10 protein-coding genes are annotated in these 12931 nt (G+C 43.8%); 2 read left to right on the top strand and 8 right to left on the bottom strand.

The annotated features are described in order from the left end of the window. Positions 1-38: 38 nt before the first annotated feature. Positions 39-1463 carry a Gfo/Idh/MocA family protein gene (locus tag VL121_RS07600; protein WP_325403819.1) on the top strand — a complete coding sequence of 475 codons (1425 nt, stop codon included), beginning with the start codon at positions 39-41 and terminating at the stop codon, positions 1461-1463. Positions 1464-1511: 48 nt separating this feature from the next. Here VL121_RS07600 and VL121_RS07595 read toward each other — a convergent pair whose 3' ends face one another. From VL121_RS07595 to VL121_RS07580, 4 genes are all read right to left on the bottom strand, one after another. Next, positions 1512-2603: a dihydrodipicolinate synthase family protein gene (locus VL121_RS07595; RefSeq protein WP_325403817.1), complete on the bottom strand. Its 1092-nt coding sequence runs from the start codon at positions 2601-2603 to the stop codon at positions 1512-1514. Positions 2604-2607: 4 nt separating this feature from the next. Beyond that, entirely contained in the window at positions 2608-3624 is a 1017-nt protein-coding gene (locus tag VL121_RS07590) for an NAD-dependent epimerase/dehydratase family protein (protein WP_325403815.1), read from the bottom strand. Between the two features lie 70 nt (positions 3625-3694). Next, positions 3695-4147, bottom strand: coding sequence for a hypothetical protein (locus VL121_RS07585; protein ID WP_325403813.1), 453 nt, complete (start codon positions 4145-4147; stop codon positions 3695-3697). Between the two features lie 191 nt (positions 4148-4338). Further along, positions 4339-5655: an alpha-L-fucosidase gene (locus VL121_RS07580; RefSeq protein ID WP_325403811.1), complete on the bottom strand. Its 1317-nt coding sequence runs from the start codon at positions 5653-5655 to the stop codon at positions 4339-4341. Positions 5656-5839: 184 nt separating this feature from the next. Between VL121_RS07580 and VL121_RS07575 the strand changes: the two genes are divergently transcribed. Beyond that, on the top strand, positions 5840-6058 hold the full coding sequence (locus VL121_RS07575; protein WP_325403809.1) for a hypervirulence associated TUDOR domain-containing protein: 219 nt from the start codon (positions 5840-5842) through the stop codon (positions 6056-6058). A 133-nt stretch (positions 6059-6191) separates the two neighbouring features. Here the strand turns inward: VL121_RS07575 and VL121_RS07570 are convergent, their stop codons facing one another. The 4 genes from VL121_RS07570 to VL121_RS07555 all read right to left on the bottom strand — a co-directional run bounded on the left by VL121_RS07570 (position 6192) and on the right by VL121_RS07555 (position 12893). Further along, a complete protein-coding gene (locus VL121_RS07570) occupies positions 6192-7691 on the bottom strand; it encodes a RagB/SusD family nutrient uptake outer membrane protein (protein ID WP_325403807.1) in 1500 nt (499 codons plus the stop codon). A 24-nt stretch (positions 7692-7715) separates the two neighbouring features. Beyond that, positions 7716-11039, bottom strand: coding sequence for a SusC/RagA family TonB-linked outer membrane protein (locus VL121_RS07565; protein WP_325403805.1), 3324 nt, complete (start codon positions 11037-11039; stop codon positions 7716-7718). 110 nt (positions 11040-11149) lie between these two features. Beyond that, positions 11150-12244 carry a FecR family protein gene (locus VL121_RS07560; protein WP_325403803.1) on the bottom strand — a complete coding sequence of 365 codons (1095 nt, stop codon included), beginning with the start codon at positions 12242-12244 and terminating at the stop codon, positions 11150-11152. 52 nt (positions 12245-12296) lie between these two features. Next, positions 12297-12893 carry an RNA polymerase sigma factor gene (locus VL121_RS07555; RefSeq protein WP_325403801.1) on the bottom strand — a complete coding sequence of 199 codons (597 nt, stop codon included), beginning with the start codon at positions 12891-12893 and terminating at the stop codon, positions 12297-12299. Positions 12894-12931: the final 38 nt, after the last annotated feature.

Genomic DNA, 12931 nt, shown 5'->3' with positions numbered 1-12931 from the left:
ATTAGCGTTTAACAATTCATTCATTTAATTTTCACTTTATGACATCCAACCGAAGAAGCTTTTTACGTAACGTTACTTTAAGCACAGGGGCGATTGCGGCCGGGTTACCGGTACTGGGGAAAGACCTTTCAGCCGGTAAAGATGTATTATCGGCTTACGCAGGCAAAGCCGGGTTTAATATGTGCGGTTACGCAGCACCTAAAATAGATAAAGTACGCATTGGTATTATCGGGTTGGGAAACCGGGGTTCCGGAGCCGTTGGCCGCTTATCTTTTATTGAAGGCGCTGAAATTGTTGCCCTGTGCGACAATCGCCCCGAAAGAATTCCGCTGGCACAAAAAACGATTACGGATAAAGGCTTGCCCAAAGCTAAAGAATATACGGGGGAAGAAGGCTGGAAAGCATTGTGCGAAAGCGGGGATATTGATTTTGTGTATATCTGCACGCCCTGGCAACTGCATACGCCAATGGCGGTATATGCCATGAAGAACGGAAAACATGCTGCATCTGAGGTACCCATTGCCGTTACGGTTGATGAATGCTGGCAGTTAGTGGAAACATCGGAAAAAACAAAGAAGCATTGCATGATGCTGGAAAACACCTGCTATGATTTTTTTGAGCTGCTTACTTTAAATATGGCGCGCAATGGCTTGTTTGGTGAACTGATACATGCCGAAGGCGCATATATACATGACTTGCTGGACTCCAATTTCGGAAAAACCAGTTATTCCAAAATGTGGCGTTTACGGGAAAATGAATTCCGGAACGGCAACCTGTATCCTACACACGGATTAGGACCCATTGCACAGTGCCTGGATATTAACCGGGGTGATAAGATGGATCATATGGTTTCCATGTCATCGAACGACTTTATGATGGGTGCAACAGCGAAGGAAAAAGCGGCGGAAGATCCTGCGCTTTATAACGAATTTGTGGGTAAGTCTTATCGTGGTAATATGAACACCAGTATCATCCGAACATATAAAGGGAAAACCATTATGCTGCAGCATGATGTTACTTCACCCCGGCCCTATTCGCGCCTTCACTTAATAAGCGGTACGAAGGGTGTTGCGCAAAAATATCCCGAACCGGAAAGAATTGCTTTCGGGCATGAGTGGATCAAACCGGAAGAACTGAAAGCATTATACGATAAATATACGCCTGAAATTGTGCGGCATGTGGGCGATATTGCCAAAAAAGTAGGCGGACACGGAGGCATGGACTTTATGATGGACTGGCGTACCATTGATTGTTTACGCAATGGCCTGCCGTTGGATCAGGATGTATATGATGGCGTTCTGTGGAGCGTTATAGGGCCGCTTAGTGAACAATCGGTAGCCAAAAATTCAAAAACGGTAAACGTACCCGACTTCAGCAGGGGTAACTGGAAAACCAATAAACCCGTAAACCTTACCCTGGAAGGAGGAGGTAATACTACGGTAAGAGAAGTGAAAAAAGGATAGGGAAGAATTACAACAATTCGAAAACATTCCTGATTGATAAACCACCCGTTATTTGGCGCCGTAAAGGCGCCTTTTTTGATCCCTGCTGAGAAATGTTTTTACAAATTGATCATCCGTTAACGCTTCATGGCACCGGTATATCCTGTCCGTTTCTTCCAACTGACCCGCCGATAGCTGCTCTCCGGCATTGAGGCACCATAACCCTTCCAATAGTCCCTGGCGCCGCAATACTTCGTGAATGCCGGGTATGCATCCGTGAAAGGAATGAGCGGCATCAAAAATTACGGCATTCATATCTGTAATGCTAACGCCTTTGGCTAACAGGTCTGCCATGCCGGTATAATTATTTTGGATGCATTGTTTAACTTCCTCCAGCAACGCTACAGCCTTACTGGTCCAAACAGACCAATGTCCCAGCAAGCCACCCACAAATTGTTTTTCAACCTGCTGTTCGTTTACTATAAAGCGGAAAGGGGTGAGCAGGTCGGCTACAATATTATCATCATTGCCGGTATACAGGGCAATTGCGCGGCCCCTGCCCGATTCGGCAATTGCCCGCACCGTATCCAGCGTTTGATACCGGTTAAAAGCCGCCACTTTTACGGCATAGGCATTGGGTATTTCCGCAAATGCGCGCCAGAACGAATAGCTCAACATTCGCCCGCCTACTGCAGGCTGAAGATAAAAGCCAAATAGCGGTATCACTTCGGCTATGGCATATAATCGTTTCATGAGTTCCGCTTCTGAATACTGTTGCAATCCGCCCATGCTAACGAGTCCAAGATGATAGCCATATTGCACCGCCAGCCGGGCCTCTTTTATTGCCTGTTCGGTTGGTCCGCAAATGCCGGCTACTTTTATAACCGGGTAGTGAAGCTTTGCTTTTTCAATTTCTTCCGCGGCCAATTTAAATACTGTTTCCAGCAGGTTGATTGCCGGGTTACGTATTTCAAACTGCGTGGTATGCACGCCAACGGCCACCCCACCGGCCCCTGCCGCCAGGTAATACCGCGTAAGCAGGCGTTGCCGTTCTTCATCAATGGAAATATCCTGCCGCAATGCAAGCGGGTGAGCGGGAATAACGGTTCCTTCCTGCAACAGCCTGTTGATATCTGCCGGTAATGAGGGGTAAGTTGCCATGCTATTAAAATTTTCCTTTTCGTTCCTGGTAATGGGTAGGTTTGCTGATCGTTTTTCCACCCTGCTTTAACCATTCCGCCTGCAGCTTCATCATTTGCATAAGGGATACTTTTGGATATCCAAATAAGCAACAGGCTTCAGCCGCATTGCTTAGTAAAGCGGTTGGCTGCGCTTCATTTACAAACACAGGAGTTTGGTTAAACATTTTTCCAAACTCCCCGGCTGCCCATCTTACTGAAATAGTCTCAGGTCCTGTTATGTTTACCGTTTTGGCCGGCGTTTCGCAATACAGCAGCGCTCTTATAGCCATTTCATTAGCATCACCCTGCCATATAGCGTTGATATGCCCCATGCTTAGATCAATGGCCTTATTTTCCATTACGCAACGGGCAATTTCCAGTAGCACACCATAGCTTACATCATTGGCATAGTTAAGCCGGTAAATGAAGAGGGGCGTATTATGCTTTGATGACTGGTACTGGAACAACCGTTCCCTGCCGAGGCACGACTGGGCGTATTCCCCAACCGGTTCGGGAGCTGTTTGCTCCGTTGCTCCGCCCGATGATACGGGCACAAGGGGATACACATTACCGGTTGAAAAAACCACGATACGGGAAGCTGTATACTTTTCGGCTACCCGTCCGGGTAAGTAGGCGTTCATAGCCCATGTGGCATATTCTTTTCCCGTGGTGCCAAACTTGGTACCCGCCAGGTACAGCACATTTTCGGCAGGCGGTAACGCCTGCAACTGATCATCTTCCAGCAGGTCGGCATTCAGGGTCATAACACCGGCTTTCTCCAGGTCTTGCTGTACGCCGGGTTCGGAAAAACGGGAAACGGCTGTTACCTTTTTTGAAATGCCTGCTTTGTTAATGGCTTGCCGCGCAAGTTTTGCCAGTGCCGGCCCCATTTTACCTCCTGCACCCAGTATCATAATATCGCCCTGTATTTTGATAATATCTTCTGCCAGTACCGCTGAGGGCTGCAGCAGTTGCTGATATGCGGTTTCTATAGTTGTCATGTTGCTTTTTTTCCGGGAAACTGTTCATTAACCGGCTAAAGCAAAATACGTTCTTTTGATGAAACGGTGATTATTTCCCCAGAAAGTAAAACCAGCTTAAAAAAGCAACAAACAGCATAACAAACAGGAACGTCCATATACCACCATTGCCGTCATTGTTTTTTTCCCAGGTAAGAACCTGCGATGGTTCACGGGGAAAAGTTTTTTTCATCAGGCCTAAAAAATCATAAAAGGCGTCCCGGATATTATCGTTGGTGGCTGCGCCATGTTCGGGCTTTGTTGCTTCAATATTAATAATGGTGCTGTCTTTCGAGTCTTGAATAAGTTTTACGGATATAATTACTACGCAAAATGATTTAATCCACCCAAAAAGGAATGCATTTGCCGATATATTTTTGTAGTACGATTCGGAATAATGCTTGCCTTTATCTAATAACCCGCCTATAGTGTCTTTCACCGTTTCCAGTTCGCGGTCTACCTTCAGCACTGTTTTAATACCGGATATATCTGTTTTTTCCTTCATCTCACTGTGCGGTTAATAATACATAATAACGCAATCTTCTTGCCATAATAGCATTCAGACAGGGCAGTAGGGGAGATGTTAACAATTTGAATGGAAATGTTAATACCATTATATTTACGGGAGGTTAATTTAACGCAAAGGGAAGGTTTGGGGCTTTGCAGTAGTCAGGTGTCTGCGATCAGCAGACAGGGTTAGTCAACCACCGGAATGGTTTCTGCGTTTTTATTCAGCTCCAAAACAATTACGGAGCAGTCTTCATCGGGCATTGTAGCCGGTAGTATAATCTTAATATTTTTCTCATCCTGTGTGAACTGTACCGGTTGCCCTTTCAGGAACCAGGCTTTATTGACCATCATATTTTGTAAAGCCGGGAGCGATAGTTCGTTGTTTTCCGCGCTGAACACATGCAGGTAAATTTTATTAGCCTTTCGTGTTGTTGCAAAATTTTTATTGGGTTTGTATGGGCCGCCTTTTGTATTGTAAACAGATTCGCCATAAAGCTTCAGCCAATCCCCCATTTCTTTTAAACGGATTACCTGCCTGTATTCAATACGGCCATCCGGCATGGCCCCTACGTTAAAAAGCAGGTTACCATTACCCGCCGCGGTTTGTACCAGTGTTTGGATACATTCTTTTTTTGATTTCATTTTGTCGTTGGGTTTCCATGCCCACTGACTGCAAATGGTAATGCAGCTTTCCCATGGGTCTTTCATATTCAAAGCGCCTATATACTGTTCGGGAGTGGCATAGTCGCCCACTGTTGCTGAATCCATTACTTTGTGCGACCCTTTGCCTAACCGGTTATTGATAATTACATTGGGATCCAGTTTTTTAACGTGTTCATAAATCTCAACGCCATATTCCTTTGTCCAGGGCTTTTCCCAGTTGCCATCAAACCAAAGCATATAGGGATGGTAATTAGTGATCAGCTCTTTCAATTGATTTTTCATAGTAGCTACAAACTTGTTCATATCTGCTTTGGGATCAGGAATGGTATCACCGGCAATATTATGATTGGGATAATTGGCGTCATGCCAGTCTAATATGGTGAAGTAGATGCAAAACGCTATGCCTTGTTGCTTACAGGCTTTCGCTAATTCCCCTACAATATCTCTTTTGAATGGTGAATGCATAATATTGTACTCCGAGTAAGCGGTTGGCCACAAACAAAAGCCATCGTGATGCTTTGCTGTTATGGTAAGATATTTTACACCCGCGTTCTTAGCTGCTTTTACCCATGCGGCTGCATTAAACAATACAGGGTTAAATTCTTTATACAGGTTATCGTAATCCTTTGCCGGAACCTCGTGGCCTCTTGACCAGCCAATTTCTGTGCCGCGCAGGCTTACAGGTCCCCAATGAATAAACAAACCGAAACGCTTATCCATAAAACCATCTAATATTTTTTGATCAGTAGCGGCCGCCGGATCAACTACGGTTTTGGTTTGCGCCAGTAAGCTAAGCCCGGCACATAATAAAACACATGTGGCAATAATTAGTTTTTTCATTATGCAATACTTCGGTTAATTATTCATAACAAACTTAAAGATAATTATATTGGTACAGGGCTTTGGTAAAACAATTTAATAGCAACTCTTTGCATAAGCCCGACAATTGATTGCTGTTTAAAAAATCAATATATAATGTTATCCATCTTCCTTATATTAGGCGTTCATAAAAAACACTGATATTATGGCAGCATCATTTAAAACAGGCGATCATGTGAGCTGGAATTCAGAAGCAGGTCATGTGTCTGGCACGATCATTAAAGTGCATACCGCTGATTTTATATACAAAGGGTATACGCATCATGCAACAAAGGAAGACCCGCAGTATGAGATTAAAAGCGACAAAAGTGATCATATTGCGGCGCATAAGGGTTCGGCGTTGCGGAAAACAGGAAAAGCCTGATGGTGGCAAGCCGGCTTCAGGCAGGGTTTTGTAGTGCCAATTGAAAAACAATGCCTGGTGTAAGAGCTACACCGGGCATTGTTAGGGGAATTGTAAACCCTTACTGTTTATAAGCGTTTACAACATAATTTATTTAGTAATCCGGGTTTTGTTCAAGAACGGGCTGATTGCGGTCAATTTCCGTTTGGGGAATCGGCCAAAACTCATACTTGTTCTCATATTTTATTTGAATGTTTGGCGCCAATGGGTTTGGCGCAAATCCGCTTAATGTTTGTGTGGCGATGCCCCATCTTCTCAAATCAAAATAGCGCAGCCCTTCCAGAGGAAACTCCACTCTTCTTTCATGCCTGATAGCGGCTCTCATCTGCTCTTTTGTAAGACCGGCAGGCAATGCGGGCATGTTAACACCCGGTCTGTCTCTAACTTCGTTTATCTGTGTATAAACAGAAGCATCGGGGCCTACGGCTTCGTTTTGTGCTTCTGCATACATGAGCTTAATGTCGGCATAGCGCAACAACACAAAGTCGTTATCTCCTTTTACACCATAATCGGGATTTTTTAGCCCCGCAGTAAGCCATTTTTTAGGTAAATAAAAACCCACAATCCAGTCCTGTCCGCCTCCGGGAGTAGCTACGGCAGGATTGCTAAAAGGCCATCCTTTATCAGGTCCGTCACCCGGAAAAAACCAGGTCATTGACTTTCTTGGATCGCCGGTTTCATATTCATCAATCAGGTTCTGCGTTCCCTGGTACCCACCCCAGGTTTGCATGGTTACATTTAATGCGGCATCTGCATGTTCAATGTTGGGGAGTTGAAACTTTACAGAGAACATGATCTCCTGGCTGACGTTTTGCCCTGCTTTGTAAAAGTTCGCTGCATAATCAGGGTTCAGTGAATACTGGTTGCCATCAATAATCTGCTTGGCCAATGCGGCAGCTTCCGGATATTTTTTTTCAAAAAGCAAGGCCCTTACTTTGTATCCCTGCGCCGTAGTTTTAACAGCATGTCCAGAACCGTATGCATCATCCGGCAAAGCTGCAATGGCTGCATCCAGGTCCTGGTTTACAAAGGCTAATACATCGGCCCTGGCAGACTTAGCCATCGGTGTTTTAAAATCGGCTTTAAAGGGGTCGTCTTTAACAATTGGTACGTTTCCATACAATTGCGCCAGCCAGAAATAATTAAAGGCTCTCAGAAAATAGGCTTCTCCCTTGTACTTTGCCAGTTTATCGCCGGTAAGTACTTTATCTACATTAGCCAAAAAGGAATTAATAGCGGCAATGGCTTTAAAATTGTTTTCATAATAGCTCCGCACGTAAGCGCCTGTATTGGGCGTAATGCCGGAGCTTGTGGCATCATAGCCCCCGCCATAATTATGCTTGCCAAAAACATCGTCTGTATACGTATCCCAGCCCATTACTTCATATTGAGAGTTAGCCCAGTTACCGCCACCTGCGTATAAAAAATTATACAGGCCGGTTAATGCAAGGTCGGCATCGGCTTCTGATTTCCAGAAAATAGTGGTAGATAAACGATCGGGGGGAGATACATCGAGAAGACCCTTGGTGCAGGATGCAAACAGCATAAGGGTTGCAATGCCTGTAAAGAATATGTTTCTTTGATATTTTTTCATATCAATGTAGTTTAAATTTAAAAGTTAGAATTGAACAGTTGCTCCAAAAGTAAATGTTCGTAATTGCGGGTAGGTTACGTAGTTGCCATCGCTTGTCCGTTCAGGGTCAATTCCCGGGAATTTACTTACGGTAAGCACGTTATCCGCCGCAAAATAAACCCTCAGTAATTTTGCACCTGCTTTGCTTATTATATTGGCAGGAAGCGTGTAACCCAACTGAATATTCTTTAAACGCATAAATGAAGCGTCTTTCAGGAAATAGGTAGAGCTGTAGTTTTGAACAGGCGCGTATCCGTCTGCCGAATATATTTTTGGCATGGTGGTAGAAGGGTTAGTGGGCGTCCACCTGTTTCTCCAGTCAGTAGTTGGCACAGAGCCCTGGCGAAATGGTTCCGCGCCCCATCCGGTTACGTATATTTTCTGTCCCTGCGATCCGTATAATTGGGCATTAAAATCAAAGCCCTTCCATTCCGCGCCCAGGTTTATGGTATACTGGTAAGCGGGATATTTTCCACCCACATAGGTACGGTCTTTATCATCTACTTTTCCATCTCCATTAACATCTTTAATTTTCAAATCGCCGGGGCTGGGTGTAACCGGTTGTGCGGGAGATTTATCAATCTCATCCTGGCTTTGAAAAATGCCATCCCATACATACATATAATATGCATCTAATGGGTGTCCTTCTTCCCGTATGGTTCTGCCGCCAATTTCAGTTTTGCCATATTGTTCCAGTATGTTTTTATAGGTTTGAAAGTTGGCTCCTGCATAGTAGGAGAATGCGTTTCCGATTTTATCGCGGTATTGCGCGGAAAACTCAAATCCTTTATTTCTTACGGCGCCGTTATTAATAACAGGAGCGTTTAACCCTAACCATAGCGGAACCTGTGAGCTTCTGAGAATATCAAATGTGTATTTATTAAACCAGTCAACGGTAAAGGAAAACTTGTTTTTTAATGCGGCCAAATCAATCCCTATATCAAATACACGGGTAGTTTCCCATGTAAGCGCGGGATCTACCAGGCTTCCTGCTGAATAACCGGGTGTTACAGAACCACCGAATGCATAGTCCCTGTTGCTTAACGTTGGCTGATAAGGATAAGTACCGATATTCTGGTTACCGAGTTGTCCCCATGATCCCCTGATCTTTAAATCATCCAGCCACGATGCGCTTTGCAGAAAGGATTCGTTTGAAATGCGCCATGCACCGGAAAAGGAATAGAATAGGCCCCACCGGGTATCTTTAGGCAATCGTGAAGTGCCATCATAACGCATACTGGTTCCAAACAGGTATTTGTCCTGGAAATCATAGTTGGCTGTACCATAGAAAGAACGTATTGCCCATTGAGAAGAAGAGCCTCTATTTGTCATGCCTGCCGAGGGTCCTGCATCTAATTCCCGCAAAAGATTGGTAGTAAACTGGCCCCTCCATGCATCAATATTGCTGCCTTCATTATGCTCCTGCTGAAATCCTCCAATTGCAGAAACAGTATGATCACCGAGCGATTTTCTAAAGTTTAGCTGGCTGTAATATACCGTGTAAATATTATCGCTTCTGCCAACAGTAAGTCCGGGTGTACCTACATCTAACAGCCCGGCAGAAGTCATATCATTGTAATAGTAGGTTTGCACTACCGGTCTGAAATCATTGTATTTACTGGTTCCGTAATTCGCTCCGGCCTTTGTTTCCCATTTCAGTGATTTTAAAACTTCAACGTCAAGGGAAAGATTACCTTGCAAATAATAGTCATCCGTTCTTGTTCTTACATCTTCCCCAACAATGGCTACCGTATTTTTATTTCCTGACTCGTTAGAGTATGCTTTTTTTATCCATTTGCCATCGGCGGATTGTGGCGGATACAATGGCGATTGCGCCAGGGTAGATAAAAACATGTCTCCGGCTCCCTGCGGGGGATTAAGCCTGTTACCGTACCGCATCTGCACATTGGTGCCAATAGTTACTCTTTTGTGTACTTTGGATGATAAGCCAAGATCCATCGTGTATTTCTTGTAGCTAAATCCAATCATTGTACCAGGCTGATGGGTATAGCCAATACCCAGGTTATAGTTAGTATTGTCTTTACCGCCGCTAAGATTTAAATAGTGATTTTGGGTATGCGCCGGTTGAAACAAATCATCCAGCCAGTTATGGTTTGGATATTTAACCCTGTCCGTAGCATTTTTATATAAATCAATCTGCGCCTGGGTGTAAATGGACTGCCGGCCGGAATTAGTATTGGCTTCATTTGACAGCTCCATATATTCAGCCGAATTGTGTATGGTTTTTGGAATGCTCGTAGGATTGGATATTCCCAGGTTATAATTGTACTGGAGAGAGAATCCCCCGCTCTTTCCTTTTTTTGTTTTTATTACAATTACACCGTTTGCACCTCTTGAACCATAGATTGCCGCTGAAGCCGCATCTTTCAGCAGGCTGATGGATTCAATATCATTCGGGTTCAATACCGTTAAGCTTCCCGGTAACCCATCAACAATTATCAATGGATCATTACCCGCTCCGCTAAAAGTAGATACCCCCCTGATCCGGAGGCTCACTCCTTCATTTCCCGGTTCGCCGGAACCCTGTATTACCTGTAAGCCGGGCAATTGCCCCTGTAGTAATGCTGCCGGATTGGTAGCTACCCGTTTATTTAATTCTTCACCGGAAACAGTTGCTACTGCACTGGTTAGTTTACGTCTGCTTTGCGTACCATAGCCTACCACCACCACATCTGTAAGCTGGGCTGAATTGACGAGTAAAATCACGTTAATTACATTACGTTTGTTTACCTGCACGCTTTGCGTTACAAAACCAACATAACTGAAACTGAGGGTCGCGTTTTCATCAACAGTTATGCTATAATCTCCGTTTTCATCGGTAGTAGTGCCAATGCCAGTGCCTGCGGAAACGCTTACATTAAATAATGGGTTACCATCATTGTCTGTAACCCTTCCTTTTACACTAATAATGCCCTGAGCAAGATCATCTCCTTTTATTGCAATCAGGTTATCATTTATGCGGCTATAGGTTAAGCCTGTTCTGGAAAATATCAGCTTAAGGATGGCTTCAACCGGGATGTCTTTTGCTTTTAGCGTAACGGTAAGGTCATCCGACAATACCTGGTTGCTGAAAGCAAACCGGTAGTCCGATTTTCTTTCAATAATTTTCAGCGCCTGGCTAAGCTTTGTTTTTTTGAAATCCACCGATATCGTCTCCTGCGAAAAGGTCCTGGCCGAAGCATGCAGGGTCATAATCAAAATCATTAAAACAGTTAGCTTCATAAGCACAATTGTTTTGAGCCATCTTCTCATGGAAGGATGGTTAATGAAACGGGATCTTTTTTTCATACTTTTGTTCTGGTTTTTTTGTTATAAAATGAGGAGGCAGGACTGTTTTCAGAATATCCGGCCCCCATTTTGCAATCGGGGAGAAATGGCTCGTACCCATTTCTCCTTTTTTATCTGGAAATCGTTATTTGCCCTCCTTCGGTTTTATAAGTGAAATGATAAGAATACTGCAGCGCTTTTAGCACCTGTTCAATGCTTTCTTTTTCAAAAGTGGCGGTAAAGCTGTACCGGCCTACTTCCGCATCTGTAATGTGTATTTCCACATTATACCATCGTTCTAACTTTTCTTTTAATGCTTCAAAATTTTCGTTTACGATCTCCAGCCGGTTTTGGGACCAGGCTGTTTCAATTACCAGGCTATCTTTATTATATGACAAAGGCAGGACTTTTGTTTCATTGGCCACTGCGTGCAACATTTGAGCGGGTTCTTTTGCCACCGCGCCTGCATAATGAATAAGTAGTTTATGATTGGGAGAGAGTACGGTTGTTTTTGAGTTGTTCCTGTTAAGCACTTCCACTTTACCACGCAGCAGCGAAACCTCATTGGTAATATCGCCCGCATAAGCTTTAACATTAAATAATGTACCTAATACTTTAACATCGTAGCTATCAACATGTACAATAAAAGGGAGCGATTCATTGTGCTGAACATCAAACAAAGCCTCTCCGCTTAAGAATACGTTCCGGTTTTTTTGGGCAAATTCAGGATCAATGCGCAAAGTGGAGCCGGCATTCAGGTGCAGCAGGGTGCCATCCGGCAGTGTTACAAGTTTTCGTTCTCCTTTTGCAGATGTAAACTCCAGCAGGGTAGCAGGTTTGTTATTACTGTTGTTTGCCGTTGCACCTGCCATTATGCTCCGGGAAGTATTGTTTTGCTTCCAGAATATCGCACTCAAAATAATTGCAGTAACTGCCGCTGCCGCCGCTGCATAATAGCGGAGTTGTTTAAGCAGCCGTTTGCCCCGTAATAAGGGGCTCATATACTGATGAGATTGCGTTAGGTGGTTATTGGGGGAATGCTCCTGATTGGTTACAGCACTTAATCCGAAAATCAACTCCCTGGCTTCCATTATTTTCTCGGCTTCACCGGGATGGTTAAGTATATAATCTTCCCAATAGCGTATATCCTCCTTGTTTTTCAGGAAACAGTAGTTGTAAAAAGAATCATTAATAACAAGTTCTTCTACTGAGGGATGCGATGACATGCGTATCTTTTTAAGGATAGACGGAGTGCCCCTAAAAGTTTACCAACTTTTTTTAAATATAATTGTAAATACTATTGCCGGCCAGCAAAGGAAGCAGGCTAAGCAGGGCTGACAGCCGTACAGATGGGGAAGCTTTGTTCAATTCAGCACGAAGTATTTTAACGCCTTCAAACAGGTTGTTGTAGACAGTTCTTCGGGAAAGACCTGTTTGCGCCATAATTTGTTCCGTGCTTAATCCTTTATAAAATTTAAGATCAATAACCTTACGGCAGCGGGCCGGGAGTTTGTGATAGGCTGCTCTTATTTTGTCTATTAACTCCGTATTAGCCTGTGCCAGTTCGAGTGTTTCCTGCACAGAGGGTATGACCGGCTCATCAATAATATTTTCCGTAGGAATAAACCGGTTTTTCCCGGTTTTACGATAGTGGTCAATAAGTTTTCTTTTAAACGCTACAGCTAAATAAGCCTGTGGATTAATGATGGATGAAGGATTAATATTTTTTTCAAGCAGGTCCAAAAAAAACTGATTAATAAGATCGTTTATTTCATCCTGTTTATATCCCAGTTTAAGCCCCATATTCATAAGATGAATGCGAAACGATTCGTACCAGTATTGTACTTCCTCAGCTATATCCCTGGAAATAATCACAGCAGTTAATTGGTTTAACAGATTTGTAGCAAAGCTAA

The organism is Agriterribacter sp., assembly GCF_035497235.1.
Taxonomy (GTDB): domain Bacteria; phylum Bacteroidota; class Bacteroidia; order Chitinophagales; family Chitinophagaceae; genus Agriterribacter.
This window is presented reverse-complemented; position numbering and strand designations above follow the sequence as displayed.